This is a genomic window from Staphylococcus sp. FSL W8-0305, from assembly GCF_037966415.1.
GTDB lineage: Bacteria > Bacillota > Bacilli > Staphylococcales > Staphylococcaceae > Staphylococcus > Staphylococcus aureus.
Map to the genome: position 1 here is coordinate 1,050,993 of NZ_CP150198.1, position 23,215 is coordinate 1,074,207.

The window sequence follows — 23,215 nt, forward strand, 5'->3', positions numbered from 1 at the left end:
AATATACAAATAAAACATAGAACAATAAATTGCTTAATAAAATAACGTTTTATTTTGTATCAATTCATCTATTGATTAAAATGCTATAAATGTAACGACTTTGCGTCTTTATTTCTTTTATAATGCCGTAAAATAAGTTACACTTAAATAAAATTTTCAAACTAACGGAGGGTGGCTATTAATGGTTACTCAAAATAAAAAGATATTGATTATTACTGGCTCTTTCGGTAACGGTCATATGCAAGTTACACAGAGTATCGTTAATCAACTTAATGATATGAATCTAGACCATTTAAGCGTCATTGAGCACGATTTATTTATGGAAGCTCACCCAATTTTGACTTCTATTTGTAAAAAATGGTATATCAATAGCTTTAAATATTTTAGAAATATGTACAAAGGGTTTTATTACAGCCGCCCAGATAAACTAGACAAATGTTTCTACAAATACTATGGACTTAATAAATTAATAAATTTATTGATAAAAGAAAAGCCGGATTTAATATTATTAACGTTTCCTACACCAGTTATGTCGGTACTAACTGAGCAATTTAACATTAATATTCCAGTTGCTACAGTGATGACAGACTATCGCTTACATAAAAACTGGATTACGCCGTATTCAACAAGATATTATGTGGCAACAAAAGAAACGAAACAAGACTTTATAGACGTAGGTATTGATCCTTCAACAGTTAAAGTGACAGGTATTCCTATTGATAACAAATTTGAAACACCTATTAATCAAAAGCAGTGGTTAATAGACAACAACTTAGATCCAGATAAGCAAACTATTTTAATGTCAGCTGGTGCATTTGGTGTATCTAAAGGCTTTGACACGATGATCACTGATATATTAGCGAAAAGTGCAAATGCACAAGTAGTTATGATTTGTGGTAAGAGCAAAGAGCTAAAGCGTTCTTTAACAGCTAAGTTTAAATCTAACGAGAATGTATTGATTCTAGGTTATACCAAACACATGAATGAATGGATGGCATCAAGTCAACTTATGATTACGAAACCTGGTGGTATCACAATAACTGAAGGTTTCGCCCGTTGTATTCCAATGATTTTCCTAAATCCTGCACCTGGTCAAGAGCTTGAAAATGCCCTTTACTTTGAAGAAAAAGGTTTTGGTAAAATCGCTGATACTCCAGAAGAAGCAATAAAAATTGTAGCTAGTTTAACGAATGGTAATGAGCAATTAACTAACATGATTAGTACAATGGAACAAGATAAAATTAAGTATGCTACACAGACAATATGTCAAGACTTACTTGATTTAATCGGTCATTCATCACAACCACAAGAGATTTATGGAAAGGTTCCTTTATATGCAAGATTCTTCGTTAAATAATTACGCTAATCATAAAAATTTCATTTTAATGCTTATTATCTTATTTTTAATGGAATTTGCGAGAGGCATGTATATCCTAAGCTATATTAATTTCTTGCCAACAGTAACATCCATTGCTGTAGCAATAACGTCTCTAGCATTTTCAATACATTTTATTGCTGATGCATCTACAAACTTTGTTATAGGATTTTTACTGAAAAAATTCGGCACAAAAATCGTTTTAACGACTGGATTTATTTTAGCATTTACAAGTTTATTTTTAGTTATTTGGTTTCCAGCATCACCTTTTGTAATCATATTTAGTGCTATGATGCTCGGTATTGCAGTTAGTCCTATTTGGGTCATTATGTTATCCAGTGTTGAAGAAGATAAACGTGGCAAACAAATGGGCTATGTTTATTTTTCATGGTTGTTAGGCCTATTGGTAGGTATGGTTTTTATGAATCTACTTATCAAAGTGCACCCAACACGCTTTGCCTTCATGATGTCTTTAGTCGTTTTAATTGCTTGGATATTATATTATTTTGTCGATGTAAAGTTAACAAATTATAATACTCGTCCAGTTAAAGCTCAATTGAGACAAATTGTTGATGTGACAAAGCGCCATTTATTGTTGTTCCCTGGTATTCTTTTACAAGGTGCCGCAATTGCTGCACTAGTTCCTATATTACCAACATATGCTACTAAGGTTATTAACGTAAGCACAATTGAATATACTGTTGCAATCATTATTGGTGGTATCGGCTGTGCAGTTTCGATGCTATTTTTATCGAAACTAATAGATAACCGCAGCAGAAACTTTATGTATGGTGTTATTCTAAGCGGATTTATTTTATACATGATATTAATTTTCACTCTATCTATGATTGTTAATATTCACATCGTGTGGATTATCGCTTTAGCTATCGGTCTAATGTATGGCATCTTATTACCAGCATGGAATACCTTTATGGCACGATTTATCAAATCAGATGAACAAGAAGAAACTTGGGGTGTTTTTAATAGTATCCAAGGATTCGGCTCAATGATCGGGCCATTATTTGGCGGATTAATTACACAATTTACCAACAATTTAAACAATACATTTTATTTCTCGGCATTAATCTTTTTAGTCTTAGCTGTATTTTATGGAAGCTACTTTATAGCAAATAGAGAAAAAGCTAAGTAAGGTTAAAACGTATTTTAAAATAAAGAAAATGGTCATTTTTATTACATTCAATAAAAATGACCATTTTCTTATTAATTCAAACATACTACGATTAACAATACTATTATGTTACTTAAGCTAATTTAAACGTTTCAATAACTTTCCATTTATCTTCGTCATCGTCAAAACGTAACAAAGTTAATTCATCGATAATTTCTTTATGGTCTACCCCAGCTAATGCTACTTGACCAAAAATATCTTCGAATTCTTGGCTAGATAGTCCTTGTGCTATTGTAAAGTGTGGCACAAAAACATGTTCAGCTTCTCCATAGAAATCTTCTCCATTAAAGCGATTAAACAATTCTTCTAAGTCGTCCGTCTTCGCAACTTTAAAGTAAATCACATTGTTCGTTGGTTTGAAGCTAGAAGCTTTTGTAGCATGAACTTCTACTGCTGGTATACCATTAATACGAGCTCTAACCTGTTCAATGACAGAATCTAAATCACCATCTTCAATTTCAAATGGTGCTTTAATTGTCACATGTGGTTTAATTCGTGAATACTGTTTATCATATCTTTTACGGTAAGAATCCACCGCTTCTTGAAATGACTTTGATGGAATTAATGCTAATCCTAAAATCATCTGAATTCCTCCTTTGTTTAACCTATTGCTATTATATCAAATTTCTTTGAAAACCGTTACATTAAAAATAATTCATTATACATCTTTTGCAATTTCGACAAATTTAAATTAAATTAAATTAAACAGTAAAATCTTTTATAAATATATTTAACTATAGCATTGTCAAATTTATCTAGACAGCCTAGATAACCCTATAAATAATTTTAATTCTGTTTTATAATTCAGTGCGTTTCTATTACAATGTTCATTTAAGCTTGTTGTGATAGGATTCTATAATAAACAAAAAATATTGATTTCTAGTAACAGTTGTATATTATTTTTAGTTAAAGAACTCCATACAACATTCGTATGTAATTGGTTTATAGATATAAAAATGTATCGCTGAAAAAATATATTGAGAATTTTCTACAACAATTACCTTAAACCTTTCCGGTAGTAATGTGATAATCATCTTAATAATTCCTTTAAAAAAAATGATAGAACTGGCATGATAAATAGTCACTATACTGCCTATTTAAGATAATCCAACATTTATATAAATAAAGTAGTATCTTCTATTATTTCAGAAATAGGTCTTTAAAAAGTTTATCTACTCTTACCTTTCATTTAAAAAGTACGTAAAGTAAACATATTCTGTAAAGTAATTTACAGAATATTACATCGGGAGTTGAATAATTAGAAAAGAGATTAAGCAATCCTTATATTTAATAGGTTTTATTTTTACTGTACAACAAACTGCTTAAACATCTATTCAACCATGTATATATACCAATATTTAAACACATCTATAGATTTCATGTTTTGGAAGTAAGATTCTCCCTTACTTTTATCAATCGATTTATGTGGAAGATCATGATTTTTTTCTATGGCCCTGTGCAATCCTATGTCTGCTACAGGAATATTTTCAAAAGCTACGTGAGGAAATTGAAATAGCATAAACATTTGCACTGTCCAAGAACCTATACCTTTTATACTTGAAATAACTTGTAAAACATTTTCTCTTAAGCCGTTTTTTATATGTAATTCAGCAAGAGTTATGATAGCCTGCTTTCTATTATTAGTCGTACCTACTAAAACTTTTTGTTCTTTATATATTCGACTGAATATTTTATCCCAATTTAAAAAAGTGTATTCTTTATTATTTAGTTCAAAAATTTCACCATAAGTATTAATAAATAATAAAAATAGTTTATTGGCTTGTTCTATGCTCACTTGCTGAGCAAGTATAGTCCGTATTAATGTTGTGTAATTATCTGCATCGGATATAATAGTTAATCCAAAAGTATCAGATTTATATTTTATATTACTATTGATATCAAGAGCTTCATTAAGTATGCTTCGTGAAATTCTAACTATATCACTTTCTTGTATTACACTTTTTCGATTAGAGTTTAATACTTCCTGATAATGAAGTTTAATTAAAGCGTCTTTTTCTTGATAAATTTTTAAGAGCACATAATTTCCATCTACTACCAAAGGCATTTCAATAAAATCATAATTTTCATTGGTTACATAGGGCTCAAACTTTTTCATTAAGCATAAATTTTTAATACTCTTTTTTAAATCAATATAATGATTGAAATTTAATGATATATCCATGTTAATTTTTATTCTCCATTGTTGTTATAGCCCAATCTTTCTTAATATATTTAGGTATTTTGCATTCTGAAAAAGATAAATTAAAATTATCTTCACTCACATAATATGGCATAACAGAAATGTTATTACATCGTTCATTCAATAGCGATAACTCACTTTTATAATGTTCTATATTATCAAAATAAATATATGGCTTTATACTTAAATAATCCAATGGTACGAATTTGTTATAAAATAAATGATACTTTATCCAGTCTATATATTTATGGTGTTCCGGTAGTATATTAATACAATTTACAGGTCTTAACTCACTTTTTTTCGGTACTAGTTCGGAAATTTCCTTTTCTTTAAGTATATTTGAATCATCAAAGTCTAAAAATAAATCGTCATTTATACTCGAATTCTCTAATAAAGAAGGTATGCTTATATACTTAACTGGAGAGGATTTATATTTTAACCATGAGGCTATTTCTAACCGAACTCCTTCTGGAATATATTTATTATTGTCTATGAATACCCAAAGTTCATCACAAATCATTTCCAAAGACAAGCAGTCTCTTAAACACTCACCTTTGTCATTGTCATGAATCGATGTAGATATATAATATCCTAATGATTTAGTTGGATTTATTGGAATATATTTAAAATCAATAACAAGTTTAATAAAACTATCTATCAATAGTATGTTATCACCATCATAAGAGGTATATATAAGCTTATTATTCACTGTAAATTCCCCCCTTCACTATTCTATACATTTCACCTTCTTGAAGCTCTTTATCCGTTGTTATTGCAGGAATATGCTTTTCTCTTAATATAATACCTAAGTGCCCTAAAATTGCCCCTCTTTTGAAGATAAAACCACTACAATAATCAGTTATATAAGAACATATTACTCATATAATTGATCCGGTGACTGATTACTAAAAAAATACAATAATATATCTGACAGCAATGGTTTCCAATCTTTCCATTGGTGACCACCTTCAAATTCATCGTAATAATAAGTTATATTATATTTCTTAATTTGTTCAGCTAATTCTCTATTCGGTGTTAAGAAATCGGCACGCTTACCATTTGTTGGTAAAGTGAAATCTTTTTCATCTAGACCAATGACATGCCAAATTGTCAATTGTTCTTTATTAGCACATTGATTTAGCTTATCTAATACTTTTTCATCTGAATGTGGACTTAACATTGCTACACGACTAAAAATCGTTGGATAGGTCAACGCCGTTAATAAGGCAATACTACCCGCTAAACTATCTCCTACTAATAACCTTGCATTACCTACTTTCAGTGTAGAAAACGTCGAGTCAATAAATGGCAATATTTCTTTACCGACTGATTGAATAGTTAAATGAGAACGACTTCCTTGTGGATGAAATTCCTCTCTACGCTTATCAACGTCTTCATAATGGAATCCGACAATGATCGCATCATCAATACGCGCTTCTTTGATTAACGATTCATATGTACGTTGTATTCTCCCGAAACGTAAAAAATCTAATCCGTCAAAGCAAAGAATGACATTATATTTAACAAGTTGATTATAAGATTCTGGCAAATAAATACTTAGTGTGACATCTCTATTTAAAATATCACTATATAAAACATGTTTATTAATCTTTCCAGCTTTAAATTCCAACATAAAAAAGTGCCCCCTAGTAATTGTATTATTATTGTACCAAGAGACACTATATTTTAAAATTCAAATTTCTGAGCACCTAAAATTCTCAATACTTTTTCTTTTTTATCAAATGATCACTACATATACCATAACTAAAAGTTGACTACTTTTTGGCACGTGCTTGTTTTAAACGTTCTGGATATGTCTTCAACCAAAAGACAGCATTAGGTAATTTATTCGGATCAGGTTGATAAACTGCATTATAACCGCTGCCTAAACGTTTCTTTTGAATTTCATAATCTTTTAAAGCATTTACGGCAGGCTTATGTAAAATCCAAATCGCAATGATATTTAACCAAGCCATTAGACCTACACCTAAATCACCGAATGCCCATGCTACATCAGCTGTTTTAACTGCACCGTAAAATGTAGCGAACAAAATAATCACACGAGCAATATTAATAAATACCGATGAAACTTGATTATTTTGATTACGCGTTAAATAAGCAACATTTGTTTCTGTAATGTAGTAGTACGACAAAATTGTAGTAAATGCAAAGAAGAATAAAGCAAATGCAATAAAGTACGAACCTACGCCAGAGAAAGTAGGATCAAATTGATAACCACTGCCATGGAACGCTTTATCAATGCCGGCTTGTGCATACATCGCAGTACCTGAATAATCTTTACCTGTTGCATTTTCAACATAAATCCCACCGTCTTTAATTAAATGCGGTGTGCCATTCGCATTAACCGTACCATCAGTCACATTATATGTACCAGAAATAAGTATAATCAGAGCAGTTGCAGTACATACAAATAATGTATCAATATAAACTGAAAATGCTTGTACTAGACCTTGTTTACTTGGATGTGATACTTCTGCTGCCGCTGCTGCGTGTGGACCTGTACCTTGACCAGCCTCATTTGAGTATAATCCACGTTTAACACCAATCTCTATCATTGCGCCAACGATACCACCAAAAGCAGATTGTAATCCAAATGCTGATTTGAAAATTAATGCAAATAACGCTGGCACTTCTTGTATATTGATACAAATGATAATGACAGCCATTAGTATGTAAATAATTGCCATAAATGGTACAACGGCTGTTGCAACATTGGCAATACTACGTACACCACCAAAAATAATTAATCCCAAAATAACTACAACAATACCACCCATTAACCATTGTGGAACATGAATCGCATTGTGCATAGAACTTGCTATAGCGTTAGATTGCACACCAGGAAGCAATAGACCTACTGAGATAATCGTAACAATAGCAAAGATAATTCCGTAAATTTTACCAAATTTACCACCAATACCATATTCTATATAATACGCTGGTCCACCACGGTATTCATTATTTTCAACTCTCTTGAATATTTGACCAAGTGTAGATTCAATAAAAGCACTACTTGCACCTAAAAATGCAGTAATCCACATCCAAAATACTGCACCAGGTCCTCCTATAAATATTGCAGTAGATACACCGACAATATTACCTGTACCAACCCTGCCTGCTAAAGACATGGCTATCGCTTGAAAACTTGAAATACCATTTGGAGACTTCTCTCCTTGAAACATTAATCGAATCATTTCTTTAAAATGTCTAACTTGAAAAAATCGCATACGCAATGTAAATAGCACACCAGTAATTAGCAAACCATAAACTAATGGCTTACTCCAAACAACCTCATTTAAAAAGGTTACTAATTTTTCAATCATAAGATTCCCCCTATTGTTTAAACATAAAAATATTATACGATTAAGCACGAGACACTTCAATATATTTTTCAGAATATTCTTATAAATATTAATATGATCATTTCATTATTTAAACACGTTTAATATTAAAATAAGTTATTCATATAAATTGGTACTGTTTGATCCATTTGCAGACTTACGAGTCATTGAAAAGTCTCACAAACTATTGAAAGTAAATATCTTAAAATAGAAAGTAAATGGTTAATTTAAGTATATTTAAAAAATATTAACCTTTTTAAGCACTGCTATTTAGGATATACTAAATAATAACTAAGTTTAGAAAAATAGGAGGAACATCGTTTATGTTAAACAAGGTTTGGTTCCGAACTGGCATCGCTCTGATTATGCTGTTCATTCTCATCAAACTATTTATGGAAGTGCACGAAGTATTTACTCCAATAGCTACAATCATCGGTTCTGTATTTCTTCCATTTTTAATTAGTGGTTTTTTATTTTATATCTGTCTACCTTTTCAAAACTTACTTGAAAAAGTCGGTTTTCCAAGATGGGCTAGTATAACAACAATCATGTTAGCTTTGTTTGCTATTATCGGCTTAATTGTTGCGTTTGTTGCACCAATCATCATTTCAAATATCAACAATTTAATTAGTCAAACACCTGCCTTACAAAAAGAAGCAGAGCAAATTATTAAATTCGCACTAGCTCAAATGGATAAATTACCTGAAGATGTAACAAGTAGAATTACAAATATGGTTAAATCAATGGGTGATGGCGTTACTAATATTTTATCTAATTCATTACAGTACATTACATCATTAATTTCAACCATCTTCTTATTGATTATGGTTCCATTCTTCTTAATTTATATGTTAAAAGACCATGAAAAATTTATCCCAGCTGTTGCTAAATTTTTCAAAGGTGAACGTAAAGTATTTTTCGTAGATTTATTAACTGATTTAAACTTTACATTAAAATCTTACATTCAAGGTCAAGTAACTGTCAGTGTTATTTTAGGTATATTCTTATATATCGGTTATTCAATTATTGACTTACCATATATTCCTTTATTAGTACTATTTGCTGGTGTCGCAAACTTAATTCCTTTCTTAGGTTCATGGTTATCATTTGCACCTGCAGCAATACTCGGTATTATAGATAGTCCTACTACATTTATATGGGTTTGTATCATTACATTAATTGCACACCAACTTGAAGGTAATATCATTACACCAAATGTAATGGGTAAATCTTTAAGTATCCATCCTTTAACAATTATCGTTGTTATTTTAGCAGCAGGAGATTTAGGTGGCTTTACATTAGTTCTGATTGCAGTGCCATTATATGCTGTACTTAAAACGGTTGTTAGTAATATTTTTAAATACCGCCAACGCATTATTGATAAAGCAAACAGTAATGTTAAGGACTAATTCTGTGGATGTCTTTTAATAATATAAGATACTATCGCCTCAAAAGTTGAAACTACAGCTTTTGAGGCGATTTTTTTGTGCATAAAAAAATCAGTCAGATGAAATATCAAATAATTTTCCATCAGTCCGATTATTATAAAAGCAAAAAAGCTTTGCTCACATATATAATAACGTGAACAAAGCTGTTGAATGATATTATTTAATTGCGTGGAATCCGCTATCTACATGAATATTTTCACCTGTAACGCCACTTGATAAATCACTTAATAAGTAAGCCGCTGTTTTACCTACTTCTACTTGATCAACATTACGTTTTAAAGGTGCACGCTCTTCGATTTCTTTAAGAATTGTATTGAAACCACCCACACCTTTTGCACTTAATGTACGGATTGGACCAGCTGAAATTGCATTAACGCGAATATTATCTGGACCTAAGTCTAATGCTAAATATTTAACATTTGCTTCTAAACTCGCTTTAGCAACACCCATCACATTATAGTTTTGAACTGCGAATTCGCCACCTAAATATGTTGTTGCAACAATGCTACCACCTTCTGGCATTAATTTTTTAGCTTCATGAGCAACGATAGTTAGTGAGTAAGAACTAATGTCTTGAGCTAACAAGAAACCTTCACGTGAAGTTTCAGAAAAACGTCCGCGTAAGTCTTCCATATTAGCAAATGCGATTGAATGATATACACCATCGATATTGCCAACATCTTTACCAATTTGCTCAAAACCATTAATAACTTCTTCATCGCTTTGAACATCAATTTGATATAAGTGCGCTTCTGGTTGATTTAATTGTTCTAATAATTTTTCAAGCTCTTTACGGCTACGTTCTTTACGGTAAGTAAATACTAATTTAGCACCTAATTGATCTAAAACTTTAGCGACACCAAAAGCAATACTACGCTTATTAGCGATTCCCATGATGACATATGTTTTGTTTTCAAGATTTAACATGTAAGATAACTCCTTATAATAATTAATTTAACGGATAGAATATCTAATCCCAGTTTTAACTAACTTTTTATTCGTCAATACATTTTAACACTATTATGACTTTTTAATAAAGTTATTTAAACGTATTACAACGATAAATGTTTGATTTAGTCCTTTCTGTATCAAACTTGATTTACGTAAAAAGCATGTATTTATCAAAATCATATACATACAAGCATTTTAAAATCATTAATTTTACGTCGTACTAAAATACGTCTGCATTTTAATATCATTATTGTTAAAAATAAAATTCTAACTCTTGCTTCAATTCATCAACGTATTCTTTAGCACCGGTAACAATTAAGCGATCACCATATCGCAATTGTGTATCTCCATGCGGAACAATCGACTCATTATTACGGATAATACGCACGAAGATGATGTCTCCTCCGAATGGGAAATTACGTAATTGAATATTTTCATATTTATAATTTAACATTTGAATTTCATATAGTGACGTTTCAACATTACTTAATAAATTCAACATGTTAGGTGTTTCAATTAAACCTTTTAATAAGATTTTATTACTTAAGTAGCTACTGAAAATTTCAATACCTGAATCAACTAACTCTGTATCGTCCGTTGTGCTTTCAAGTCTGCAAATGACACGCTCAACTTGATGTGTTTTGGCTAATTTAGCAACTTTTCGGTTAATATCATCGTCATTCGTGGCACAAACAACTATGTCTCGGTCAAACAGACCTAGTCGTTCTAAAACATCTTGTTCATAATCAGCAATTTCTATCATCGTGATATCATCCGACAATTGACGACGATCACTCAAGTCTTTGCGATAATATAATGTCACGTCATATAACTGAGATGTTAAATTTTGCGCTATAGGAATCGTTAATTGATTTTTACCAATTAAACTAACTTCAATTTTACGGTTAAACTCATCTGGAACTGGAAACAGTTTTTTGAAAATAATCGGAACGAATACACATGTAATGACTGCGCTTAAAATTAATATACCTGACGTTTCAGCTGAAATAGCATTTAATCTTTCTGAAATTTTGGCTGCAGCTATCACGAGCGATAATGTTGATGTTAATAAAAATGCTGATGCAATCGTTGTTTTCATATCAAACCAACGTCGAATAAACATGACTGGAATTAATTTTGAAATGATAAATGCAACGATTAAAATCGGTATGATAATTAGTAATTTCGGTTCTTTAATTAATGAAGGTATGTTTAAATCTACACCAACCATTATGAAGAAAATAGGAATAAAAAACCCGTAACCAAATGAGTCTAACTTTTCAACCATTTCTTCATCTGGATTTAATAATGAAACAACGACACCTGCTAAGAATGCACCTAATATATTTTCTGCGCCAACTCCCTCTGCTAGGGCTACTAATAATATTATTAATGCAAACACCGCACGAATACCGATTTGCGTCGTACCATCCATCAATTTTTGTAAAAATGACATTCTTTTAAATTGAACACCTAAAATATATGAAATTGCTGTGAAAACAACTAATATACCTATTAACCATATTGTACTGCCGCCTTGACCATTGATTGCACCATAGACCGTTAATAAAATCATAGTTACTAAATCCGCAAGCACTGCTACTAATAGGATAAATTGCCCTATAGTTGTTCTCATAATATTCATTTCTTTTAAAGTTGGAACAACTACGCCTAAGGAAATAGTTGAAATGATAATGACCATTAATAACACATCATCCACTAATCCAAGCCATTTAAATACATACGCTAAAAGAATCGAAATAATCATAATAAATGCAAATACAGTTAACGCTAGATTAAGATGCCCTGGAATTGAGGATTCATCATCATTTTGTCCTTGACGTGCGCGTTTATCTTTTTTAAAAGCTTTAAAATCAATTTCTAAACCACTTAAAAACATTAAAAAGATAAAGCCTAACGTTGATAAAATATTTAGAATTGAATCCCTTTCTACTATATTTAGAAATGAATTTCCAATCACAATTCCCATCAAAATTTCTGCAACAACAACTGGCAAGAAATTAATATTTAATCGATTGACAATTATTGGAGTTAAAAACGCTGCTAAAACAACAATAACTAAAGATAAAAACTCCATAACTCCTCCTTAAATTAAGTAAGCCATAAATGATGTAGCTAAACCAAAATAAATCAACATACTAATAATATCATTAATTGTTGTAATAAATGGTCCACTAGCCACTGCTGGATCGATATTCAATTTATTCATCAATAATGGAATCATCGAACCTACAAACGTCCCCACCGTCATCGCACAAGTTAAACTTCCTGCAACAATTAATGCTAAAAGTGGCTGATGATATATTGCAACAATAATTGTAAATAATATTGTTGAACATACAACACCCGATAATACACCACTTCCCGCTTCTCTTAATGCAATTCTAAATTTACTTTGCTCATTAATTTCCCCTGTCGTAATGTTACGAACTGAAACGGCTAAAGATTGTGTACCTGAATTTCCTGACATACCACTAATAATAGGAATAAACGCTGCGAGTAGCGCTACATTTTCTAATGTTTTTTCGAATCTCCCTAAAATTGTCGCAGTAATCATTCCTAAAAATGTTAAAATAATCAACCATGGTAAACGCTTTAATGCTGTTTTAATGATTGAATCATTAGTCGAATCGATATCTGAAACCCCGGCTAAACGAGAGTAGTCTTCACTAGCCTCTTCATCCATAACGTCTAAAATATCATCAATCGTGATGATCCCCAGCAAATGGTCTTGGTAATCTATAACAGGTACAGCCATGAAATCATAGTCTCTCATAACTTGAGCAACATCTTCTTGGTCGTCTGCTACATTCACACTAATGACACGTTCGTTCATAATATCTTCAATATACGCATCATTTTCAGCTACAATTAAATCTCTTAGCGATAAAACACCTACTAATTTACCATCATCATCAACAACAAAGATAACATATATTGTTTCTGCGTCTGGCGCTTGTGCTTTGACCAATAATAACGCTTCTTTAACAGGCGTATGCGCTTTAAGTGATAAATACTCCGTCGTCATAATACCGCCGGCCGTATCCTCATCATAGTGAAGTAATGCTTTGATTTCATTCGCGTCATCTTTATTCATCAATGTTAAAAGACTAGCAACTTTTGGTTTAGTCAACTCATTTAAAATATCTACTGCATTATCGTATGACATTTCTTCTAATATGTGACTAGCGTATGTCGCATTCATCTTATCAAATAGCAACTCATATTCATCGTCATCAATATCTAATTGATCAAAGAAATTTGCAACCTCTTCAGGTGATAAATATTGAAAAATCTTTTGTCTATTTTCATCGGTAGTATCTTCAAAATACTCACTTTGTTCATATGTGTGTAATGCTAGAAATTCATCTCTAAATTGATCAATATCATCATTTTCTAAGTATTGATCTAATAATGTCTCATCATATAATTCCTCTTGAACACGCTCTTTTTCATCTGTGTTCATTGACATACTTACACCCCCTGTGTGAATTAGAGTTGATTGAATAATTTAAGTAATTGCTTATAATCAATTGTAATATAAATATTGTTCTTATTGATTGGATGAACAAAATATATTTGCGTACATTGCAGTACTTGACCATGAATTTTGTCATGAAAACCATCATACAAAGAATCTCCCACAATTGGATGCCCAATATGTTGAAAATGTACACGAATTTGATGTGTACGTCCCGTATGCAAATGAACTTTACACAAACTATATTTATCATTTTGATTTATTACTTCATAAGATGTTTTAGCGTATTTACCATCCGAGGCAACTTCTCTAGTTATAATACTATCCTTTGACCGTCTAATATTAGCTTCAATAATACCAAATGTATGGGTTTTACCATATACAAGGCAAGTATATATTTTTTTCAAGTTTACTTTAGAAAATAAATGATGGATGTGTCCATATTTAGCGAATATCACAATACCAGTTGTATTACGATCTAGACGCGTAACAATATGTGGGTTAATATTTTCACCATGTTCTTGACAATGATATAGTACTTGTTCGATTAAACTTTCATGAGGATGTTCTCTCGAAGGCGTACAATTTTGATTGTTTGGTTTAGTAACTATGATGACAAAAGCATCTTCATACAATACTTCTAGCTTACGAGCATAAGGTATTAAATTAACACTCGGTATTTCTCGCGGCAAATGAATTTCTAATATATCATTTGGCATTAATTGCTTACGCACTGTGACTGGTTCATCATTAACAATTAAAGCGCCATTATTTTTAATGGCGCTCACTGTCTTCTTAGAAAAATCATGTCGTGCTAAAAAAGTTTTAACAGTTTCTTGTTGTGATATATGATACTTAAATTTCATCGTTCTTCATCACTTGATATGAAAGAATCGTGTACACGTTTCCAGAATGGGAATGGTCTAAAACGTGCAAACCTCACTTTTTCATTTGCTACACGGTATTGTATTGAATTAACATTTTTATGTTTGATACTAACATGATCTATCGTCATTCTAATGGTATCATGATTAACTGGTGATATTAAACATGTATGATGCTTTGGTAATACAAGTGGTGATCCTACCGTTCTAAACACACGATTATTTATTGAGGCAATTTCTGTAATTTGCATTGCTTCAAGTGAAGGATGTATAAGTGCGCCACCTAGCGCTTTGTTATAAGCCGTTGAACCCGAAGGTGTTGATACACATAATCCATCGCCTCTAAATCGCTCAAAGTGTTTCCCTCTTAAGTTAACATCCACAACAAGTGTTGAGCCATTTTCAGTTTTCATCGTTGCTTCATTTAATGCTAAATACCTTGTTTCATAGCCGTTGTCGTTGTATCTCATAATAATTTCAAGCAATGGATATTCAATGACCTGAAACTCTGAATTATTAATTTCGATGATTAATTTTTCAACTTCATGAGGTAACCAATCCGCATAAAATCCTAAATGACCTGTATGAACACCAACAAATGCCACTTTTGATAACATGTGGCTATACTGATGGAATGCTTGTAGTAATGTACCATCACCACCAACTGAAATAACAATTTCAGGATTTTCACTATCCTCAATCATGCGAAAATCTTTCATATAGTTCATCATTTTATGCTTTAAGGCATTAGACTTGGAGTCACCTTTAGTTAAAATTGTATAACGCATGATTTATAACACCTCGTTAATCATTTTCATGTTTTTTAGAACGTTTTTGCGTGTAATATTTTTGAGCTTCCTGAATTTCATCTTTAATTTCAGACATCTCTTCATCAAGTAAATACGCTGCTTCTGCCGCTCTTTCCAAACGATGTTGAATTTCATCCGGATAAGCACCATCATATTTATATCGTAAAGTATGTTCAATCGTTGCCCAGAAATTCATTGCTAATGTACGAATCTGAATCTCAGCCAATATAAACTTTTGGCCTTGTAATGTTTCGATTGGATATTCAATAATGACATGATACGAGCGGTAACCACTTTCTTTAGTGTTACGAATATAATCTCGTTCTTCAATTACTTTAAAATCTTTTCTTTGTCTTAAAATATTGACGACAACATCAATATCTTCAACAAATTGGCACATCATTCTTAAACCAGCGATATCGTACATTTCTTCTCTTAACCTATCAAATGGTATTTGTCGTTTGTTTGCCTTATCTATAATACTAGCGATTGGTTTAACACGACCAGTAACAAATTCTATTGGCGACGCTTGTTCACCAACTTCATATTGTTTGCGCATGCCTTTAAGTTTCACTTTCAACTCATCAACCGCTTGCTTATAAGGTGTTAAGAACTGATCCCATTGATTCATAGTGCTTCACCCCGCTTTATTCAATGTCGAATGTTTCTTCAACGGTTGCAACAAATTCCTTACCATAATTATTATTTCCTTTTATGTTGTCTAAAATATAAGTAAGTTCTTGGTGGAATTCAGTCAATTCTAGTTCATCATTGATAATAATTTTTTTAGTCATGTTTTCATGCAACATCGTCCATGTTTCTTGTACGAAAATGAGATAAGCATACGCTTTACCATCATCTAATGTATACGCAAAGGCATAATTATCACTATCAACGAGCATTTGTCCTACTTCAGATAATCCTTTAATAGAATCTTCTGTATAACAATAAAGTATGTCATCTTTAATTTTAATTTCATTAATATATAAACGCATGCTTAATCCTCCTCTTATTCCATAACATTTTAACACAATTCAATAATACAAAACACTTACGAACACTATTTTTAATGGTCAAATTAACATTGATAATAGATAAAGGAAATTACTTTTAAAATTCAACTTTGTCATTCATAATATAGTTAAGATAAATTGAATTTGATACGAGGTGTATACATATCATGGCAACAAATCATGAAATAGAATTTAAACAAATGATAACTGCATCAATCTATAATAAATTGCAAGAGAAATATTTTAAAGACAGTGTGCTTTTTAAGCAAGTCAATTACTATATTGATACACCCGATTTCAAATTAAAGGAACATCGCTCTGCACTACGCATAAGAGTTAAAGACAATCAATATGAAATGACTTTAAAGACACCAGCAAAGGTTGGTCTATTAGAATACAACTATATCGTCGACATTAAACCAGAGATGAACTTGATTATTTCAAACGACAATCTTCCAGATGACATTCGTCAAATTATAGTTGAACAGTTTGGTGTAAAGGATACAACTTTATCAATACTTGGCGCATTAACGACATATCGCCAAGAAACTAAATATAAAGGTGATTTACTTGTTTTAGATAAAAGTGAGTATTTCGACACTACGGATTATGAGTTAGAGTTCGAAGTTAAAGACTATAATCAAGGTTTAGAAAAGTTCCAATCTTTATTAAATGAACTAAACCTCGAACATCATCAACCTTTAAATAAAGTTCAACGTTTTTTTAAGAAAAAAGAAACACTTTCAAACAATATAAATTAAATTGGCAAATATGCATATTTCTTTCAAATGTTTAAAATCATGTTATATTAGTTATATATTAACTTAAGTTCGTAACAGTAAATTTTTGAAAATGGGTGATTAAATGACAACAACACCATATGACATCATTGGTAAAGAAGCGTTATACGATATGATTGATTATTTTTACACCCTTGTAGAAAAGGATGAACGACTTAATCACCTGTTTCCAGGAGATTTTGCAGAAACAAGTCGTAAACAAAAACAATTTTTAACACAGTTTTTGGGCGGTCCAAACATTTATACCGAAGAACACGGACATCCTATGCTAAGAAAAAGACATATGGCGTTTACAATCACTGAATTTGAAAGAGATGCATGGTTAGAAAATATGCAGACAGCAATTAATCGCGCTGCGTTTCCACAAGGTGTTGGAGATTATTTATTTGAGCGCTTAAGATTAACTGCTAATCATATGGTGAATTCCTAAAATTAATTGTAGGTGAATAAACATGGCTGGAGAATTACGAATAATGGAAAATAAGAGTCGTGAAGATATTAATCTATCACCTGTAAGTAAAATCGAAATTTATTCATTTTTCGATCCATTTAGCTCCGATTGCTTCAAATTATCAGCAATCTTATCCAAATTAAGAATTGAATATAATCAATATATACGTATCAGACATATATTAAATCCTTCGTTAAAAGTATTAACGAAATGCCAAGCTCAAAGTACATCCAACTTTGATAACATCGCCCTAGCTTATAAAGCAGCTGAGTTACAAGGTCGTTTACGTGCCGAACGATTTATACATTTAATGCAAAATGAAATCATACCTAAAAGAGATATTATTACAGAATCAATGATTTGTGACTGTATTCAAAATGCAGGTATTGATTTAGAAGTATTTAAAGACGACTTACAAAAAAGTAAATTAACCGAAAGCTTGAAAATTGATTTGCATATTGCAAGAGAAATGGAAATCGAACAAGCCCCTTCTCTCGTTTTCTTTAGTGAAGATGTTCATGAAGAAGGTTTAAAAGTCGAAGGATTATACCCATATCACATCTATACTTATATAATTAATGAATTGATGGGTAAACCTATCGAAAAGAATCTTCCTCCTAAATTAGAAACTTATATACAGCAACAACAACTTGTAACGATGGAAGAATTACTTACTATTTATGAATGGCCAGAAAAACTTTTAAACAAAGAGTTAAAGAAGTTAGCTATTCAACAAAAAATTGAAAAACTTAAATATCCAGATGGCGATTTCTGGAAATCTAAAATGCCTAAAATCAAATCAAAATAAATAAATTAAAGACCTCGTACACCATAAATGTAACGAGGTCTTTTTATTGACTCTTAATTTTGCAACATTAAATTATTAGAACGTAATGTTACGCATCGATCTAAATATATTAGTGATGTTTTTCGAATTTAACCAGTTCGAAAATTATACAAATTATGAATTTGGTACATAATAGACATATATTAATCGTTAATGTATAAAAAGTGCATATTTAATACATTTTTATACAACTTCACTTCCCTCTTATTAAAAAAGAACATAAAAAAACGTCGTGTCTGAATACACGACGCTAAACAAAGGGGATGGGAGAAATTTTTCACTTCAAACAAAGGGGTATGTTTGTTATGTGATTAATTTCATGTTCATAATATAACACGCTATCTCTCCCATTTCAACCTTTTAATAGTACTTAATTTAAATTGTCACAATCTGTTCATAATGTAAGCGAATACAACAGTGCTAAGCTTTCATTAATTTTTCAAAAGCGTTCAATTTTTGTTCAAAAACTTCACAAGCTTGTTCAATTGGTTCAGGTGTTGTCATATCTACACCAGCATTTTTTAATATCTCAATTGGATAATTTGAGCTACCTTTTTTCAAGAATTCATTAATATATCTATCTACTGCTGGCTTACCTTCTGTTAAAATTTGATGACTTAAGCTTTGAGCTGCACTGTAACCAGTTGCGTATTGATATACATAATAATTCATATAGAAGTGTGGAATACGTGACCATTCCTTACTAATATCTTCATCAGTTTCTACAGAATCACCGAAGTATAATTTATTTAATTTGGCATATTCTTCATTCATTCTAGTTGGCGTTAATGGTTCACCTGCTTCTTCAATGGCATGAATTTTATGCTCAAATTCTGCGAACATTGTTTGTCGGAATAATGTAGCTCTGAAACGTTCTAATTCTTGGTTTAATAATAATAAGCGTTTTTCATCATCAAGATGTTTATCCATATAATCACTTAAAAGTGCTTCGTTACAAGTTGATGCTACTTCAGCGACAAAAATAGTGTAGTCACTAGAATTTGACGGTTGGAATTTTCTACTGAAGTAACTATGTGCTGAATGTCCAAATTCATGAACTAATGTGTATAAGTCTGAAATAGTATTAGACCAGTTAAGTAGAATAAATGGATTAGTTAAATGTGCACCTGATGAATAGCCACCTGAACGTTTACCTTTATTCTCATAGACATCGACCCAACGATTGTTTAAGCCTTCTTTAACTACATTTAAATATTCTTCACCCATTGGTTCTAAAGCTTTTAGCATCCACTCTTTAGCTTCTTCATAAGGCATTTCAAACTTAATATCTTTAATTAATGGTGTATATAAATCATACATTTTCAAGTCATCTAAACCTAGCAATTCTTTGCGCAATTCAGTATATCTATGTAGCAATGGTAAATATTTATGTACAGTTTTTACTAGATTGTCATATACATTTTCTGGAATATGATTATTACTCAATGCTTTTTCTCTTGCAGTTTTGTAATTGTGTGTACGAGCATTAAATACATTTTTCTTCACTTCACCTGCTAGCGTAGCGCCAAGCGTATTATTATGAGCACCATATGCTTTATATACATTTCTAAAAGCACTTTCTCTTAGTTTGCGATCATCTGATTCTAAATACTTAATAAATGTACCTTGTGTTAACGGGTGTGCATTTTCATCTTTATCAATCGCATCTTCAAATACTAAATCAGCGTTGCTAAACATACCGTATACATTTGATGGCGTTGATAACGCGTCCTGCGCTTCTGTTAATAACTTTTCCGTTTCAGCATCTAAAATATGAGGACGTTTTTCATTAATCAACTTCAAATCAAATGCGAATTTTTGTAATTTATCATATGAATTTACAAATGATTGAATTTTATCTTCATCAATTTGTAAAATCTCTGGCACTAAGAAACTCCATGCCGAGCTAAATTTAATAATTAATTGATGTGCTCTTGACTCCATACCAGTATACTTGTCGTTCGTTGTATCTTGGTCTTGTTTTAGATGCGCGTATACATATACTTTTTCTAATTTAGTACCTAATGTATCTTCTAATTCTAACGCATTGTATAATGTCTCAGCACTATCACCAATGTGTCCTTTAAATTGTTCTTCTTTGCCTAACTCATTTTCAACTTCTTTAAATGCAGCCTCAAAAGCTTCATCATCTTTGAAAATTGTTGTTAAGTCCCATGTATATTCAGGATATTTACGTTCCTGTTCTTCTCTCGATAATTGTTGACTCATATGTAGTAAACCTCCTAATAAAATATAATTGATATAATTTTCTCATTTTAGAACAAAATTTGCACGTCATTACCTCTATCTGAACTAATATTTAAATAATTGTTAATAAGTTTTTCTATAATTGCTGTTTTACTTTCTAGAGCAACAATAAACTTTTTCAGTTTAAAATAATTAATATTGTCACTTACTAATTTGCTTTTTCCATTCTTTAACCATAAATCAACTTGTAATTGCCACTCAATTGGATGATTTTCAATATAAATTTGCTCTGGAAAAATATAACCATAATTGTGCACTACTTCGTGATCAGTTAACTGTAACTGATACATTGCACTTAAAGTGGGTTCTAAAACAGAATTTTGCCAGCGACAATATTTGATATATTGATTAATTGCGAACTTTGATAATTTATAAACAGCATGATAATCACAAGGCGCCTCATTAAACAACTCACTAATTTTGGCATTCTTTTTTTCAGCGACATATTTGTGCCCGCCTAAATATTGTATTTGTTGAAACATAATTATTTGTTTTTTCTCTAAATTGAACGTATGAAGTTTTCGAGTGATTGGATTAATAAACATACTTTGAAAATGATTGAACTTCACTTTATTATGACAATAATCAACATCATTTAATAACCAACTTACTTTATATCCCATTTTCTTTAAACCTTCCGTTCGTTGAAGAATCTGTTTATAAGGAATTGGCGAATACTGTAGCTCAATAACATATTTATTATTAATCAAAATATCCGGAATTTGTTTTATTTCTTTTAAAAATGGCTCTATCTCTACTTTACATCCTTGTTGCTGTATCATCTGTGCTAAAATCAATTTACTTTTATAATGTTTAATCGATTCATTATTAAAACATTTTTGTTCCGCTAAATGTTTATGTGCAAAATGACTAATTACTTTGAGCCCACGCTTTAAAATAACTTGCTTGCCACACACCGGACAAAAATATTGTGTCTTTCTCAATGCAGTAGTTGCTAACACGCGTTCCTTTTCTTCATTTAAAGCTACTAACATATCTTCACCTCAAAATATTACACGTAAGTTTAACTACTATTACTTTTTCAGCTTTTGAAACAATAAAAAAAAGAGACTCCAAAGAGTCTCCTTTCATAGTGCGTTGCTTAATTAATATCGTTATTCAGTTGTCTCCGGAAAATAACGTCGAACTTGAGCTGTTACGTTATGACTCATAATTATTTTAGCATAGTCATTTAAATAAACTTCTGTTCTGTCTGTTGGATAAGCAAATTCAAGCAATTGACTGTAACTATCATTAATGACCTCTTGATCAACATGACTATCAAAATGTACAGCATAATAATAAGTACCATCAACCATATATAACAAATCTTCAAACTCTGTAGTTATTGGATTGCTATGATATGCATAATTAATAACATCTTCTAAATCGTTAAATTTCACAATAATTGTTCTTGTATTTTTACGTGCTGAAGACTTTTGACGTTTAGAACCTTGAGCCTCTTTTTCTTTTGTTCGTTGCTCGAATAATTCTTCTAATTGATCTTCACCTTCTAATGTTTGAGCTAACAATTCTTGAACTTGTTCATCAAATTGATCAGTTGCATCATCATCAGACATATTCATCATATCTTCATTTTTAGATTTAGAAATTGTGACTTCGACACCTTTTTCAAAGGCATGTACTTGAATCCATAATGGACCTTCTACAACAAAATCTTCTTCTTCGTTAATTTCATCCATCATTGACCAAAAGAATTCTTCGCCACGTTTGCGATTTGTCCATAAATCTTCACGACTAAATCCACGGGCCTCGATATCGCTATATGTTATAAACAATTTTACAGTTGTATCATCTACTCGTTCTATTCTCATATCATCTCACTCCTTACAGTCGATGAATAGTATCCACATTGTATTAAAGCATCAAACAAAATACAATATATTTGTTTGATTTCTTTCTCTAAAATATTTTGGTAACTTATAATAACATATTCGTTGTAGCAAAACTATTTAAATGATTTATACAGTTAAAGCATTAAAGCACTTTCTTAATTTAATTTTACCTTATCATAGCAAATGTTTCATCCAAAACACTCTAATATAGAGCTATATTAACAATTGCACATTTGATTTAAAAGATACTAAGCAATTAT

General features: G+C 31.1%; 21 protein-coding genes. 6 read left to right on the forward strand and 15 right to left on the reverse strand.

Going from position 1 to position 23,215, the window contains the following annotated elements; translation table 11 throughout:
• Positions 1–181 precede the first annotated feature (181 nt).
• Together NST10_RS05225 and NST10_RS05230 are read left to right on the forward strand one after the other, a co-directional pair.
• Entirely contained in the window at positions 182–1,357 is a 1,176-nt protein-coding gene (locus NST10_RS05225) for a diglucosyl diacylglycerol synthase (RefSeq protein ID WP_000258649.1), read from the forward strand.
• Positions 1,335–2,525, forward strand: a complete 1,191-nt coding sequence (locus NST10_RS05230) for an MFS transporter (protein ID WP_001154224.1) — start codon at positions 1,335–1,337, stop codon at positions 2,523–2,525. The genes NST10_RS05225 and NST10_RS05230 overlap by 23 nt, the downstream gene beginning before the upstream one ends.
• A 112-nt stretch (positions 2,526–2,637) precedes the next feature.
• Here the strand turns inward: NST10_RS05230 and NST10_RS05235 are convergent, their stop codons facing one another.
• The 5 genes from NST10_RS05235 to NST10_RS05255 all read right to left on the reverse strand — a co-directional run bounded on the left by NST10_RS05235 (position 2,638) and on the right by NST10_RS05255 (position 8,108).
• A complete protein-coding gene (locus NST10_RS05235) occupies positions 2,638–3,147 on the reverse strand; it encodes a YjcG family protein (RefSeq protein WP_000600387.1) in 510 nt (169 codons plus the stop codon).
• 747 nt (positions 3,148–3,894) lie between these two features.
• Positions 3,895–4,746 (reverse strand): hypothetical protein, encoded by an 852-nt coding sequence (locus tag NST10_RS05240; protein ID WP_000355329.1) that lies wholly within the window; start codon positions 4,744–4,746, stop codon positions 3,895–3,897.
• Position 4,747: 1 nt separating this feature from the next.
• A complete protein-coding gene (locus NST10_RS05245) occupies positions 4,748–5,473 on the reverse strand; it encodes a hypothetical protein (RefSeq protein ID WP_001060544.1) in 726 nt (241 codons plus the stop codon).
• A gap of 165 nt (positions 5,474–5,638) precedes the next feature.
• Positions 5,639–6,397 carry an esterase family protein gene (locus NST10_RS05250; RefSeq protein ID WP_000889176.1) on the reverse strand — a complete coding sequence of 253 codons (759 nt, stop codon included), beginning with the start codon at positions 6,395–6,397 and terminating at the stop codon, positions 5,639–5,641.
• A 142-nt stretch (positions 6,398–6,539) separates the two neighbouring features.
• Positions 6,540–8,108 (reverse strand): alanine/glycine:cation symporter family protein, encoded by a 1,569-nt coding sequence (locus tag NST10_RS05255; protein WP_000570704.1) that lies wholly within the window; start codon positions 8,106–8,108, stop codon positions 6,540–6,542.
• A 341-nt stretch (positions 8,109–8,449) separates the two neighbouring features.
• Here NST10_RS05255 and cozEa point away from each other — a divergent pair, with 341 nt between their 5' ends.
• On the forward strand, positions 8,450–9,535 hold the full coding sequence (gene cozEa, locus NST10_RS05260) for a cell elongation protein CozEa (protein ID WP_000933105.1): 1,086 nt from the start codon (positions 8,450–8,452) through the stop codon (positions 9,533–9,535).
• A gap of 195 nt (positions 9,536–9,730) precedes the next feature.
• On the opposite strand, the gene fabI is transcribed toward cozEa, so the two are convergent.
• From fabI to NST10_RS05295, 7 genes are all read right to left on the reverse strand, one after another.
• Complete coding sequence (gene fabI, locus NST10_RS05265) at positions 9,731–10,501, reverse strand: enoyl-ACP reductase FabI (RefSeq protein ID WP_000933195.1); 771 nt, start codon at positions 10,499–10,501, stop codon at positions 9,731–9,733.
• 277 nt (positions 10,502–10,778) lie between these two features.
• Complete coding sequence (locus NST10_RS05270; RefSeq protein ID WP_000395156.1) at positions 10,779–12,623, reverse strand: monovalent cation:proton antiporter family protein; 1,845 nt, start codon at positions 12,621–12,623, stop codon at positions 10,779–10,781.
• Between the two features lie 9 nt (positions 12,624–12,632).
• Positions 12,633–14,018 carry a magnesium transporter gene (gene mgtE, locus NST10_RS05275; RefSeq protein WP_000062404.1) on the reverse strand — a complete coding sequence of 462 codons (1,386 nt, stop codon included), beginning with the start codon at positions 14,016–14,018 and terminating at the stop codon, positions 12,633–12,635.
• A 20-nt stretch (positions 14,019–14,038) separates the two neighbouring features.
• A complete protein-coding gene (locus NST10_RS05280; protein ID WP_000669938.1) occupies positions 14,039–14,893 on the reverse strand; it encodes an RluA family pseudouridine synthase in 855 nt (284 codons plus the stop codon).
• Positions 14,890–15,699, reverse strand: a complete 810-nt coding sequence (locus NST10_RS05285; RefSeq protein WP_001270834.1) for an NAD kinase — start codon at positions 15,697–15,699, stop codon at positions 14,890–14,892. Before NST10_RS05285 ends, NST10_RS05280 begins: the two co-directional genes overlap by 4 nt.
• A 16-nt stretch (positions 15,700–15,715) precedes the next feature.
• A complete protein-coding gene (locus NST10_RS05290; RefSeq protein ID WP_001077683.1) occupies positions 15,716–16,351 on the reverse strand; it encodes a GTP pyrophosphokinase family protein in 636 nt (211 codons plus the stop codon).
• A 16-nt stretch (positions 16,352–16,367) separates the two neighbouring features.
• Positions 16,368–16,715: a hypothetical protein gene (locus NST10_RS05295; protein ID WP_001242102.1), complete on the reverse strand. Its 348-nt coding sequence runs from the start codon at positions 16,713–16,715 to the stop codon at positions 16,368–16,370.
• Between the two features lie 185 nt (positions 16,716–16,900).
• Between NST10_RS05295 and NST10_RS05300 the strand changes: the two genes are divergently transcribed.
• From NST10_RS05300 to yjbH, 3 genes are all read left to right on the forward strand, one after another.
• Entirely contained in the window at positions 16,901–17,494 is a 594-nt protein-coding gene (locus tag NST10_RS05300; RefSeq protein ID WP_000224620.1) for a CYTH domain-containing protein, read from the forward strand.
• Between the two features lie 103 nt (positions 17,495–17,597).
• Positions 17,598–17,963, forward strand: a complete 366-nt coding sequence (locus NST10_RS05305; protein WP_000214067.1) for a truncated hemoglobin YjbI — start codon at positions 17,598–17,600, stop codon at positions 17,961–17,963.
• Positions 17,964–17,985: 22 nt separating this feature from the next.
• Entirely contained in the window at positions 17,986–18,792 is an 807-nt protein-coding gene (gene yjbH / locus NST10_RS05310) for a protease adaptor protein YjbH (protein ID WP_000896691.1), read from the forward strand.
• A gap of 459 nt (positions 18,793–19,251) precedes the next feature.
• On the opposite strand, the gene pepF is transcribed toward yjbH, so the two are convergent.
• The 3 genes from pepF to mecA all read right to left on the reverse strand — a co-directional run bounded on the left by pepF (position 19,252) and on the right by mecA (position 22,934).
• Complete coding sequence (pepF, locus tag NST10_RS05315; protein ID WP_000082722.1) at positions 19,252–21,060, reverse strand: oligoendopeptidase F; 1,809 nt, start codon at positions 21,058–21,060, stop codon at positions 19,252–19,254.
• A gap of 47 nt (positions 21,061–21,107) precedes the next feature.
• On the reverse strand, positions 21,108–22,094 hold the full coding sequence (locus NST10_RS05320) for a competence protein CoiA family protein (RefSeq protein ID WP_339211732.1): 987 nt from the start codon (positions 22,092–22,094) through the stop codon (positions 21,108–21,110).
• 120 nt (positions 22,095–22,214) lie between these two features.
• Positions 22,215–22,934 carry an adaptor protein MecA gene (mecA, locus tag NST10_RS05325; RefSeq protein ID WP_001217728.1) on the reverse strand — a complete coding sequence of 240 codons (720 nt, stop codon included), beginning with the start codon at positions 22,932–22,934 and terminating at the stop codon, positions 22,215–22,217.
• Positions 22,935–23,215 lie beyond the last annotated feature (281 nt).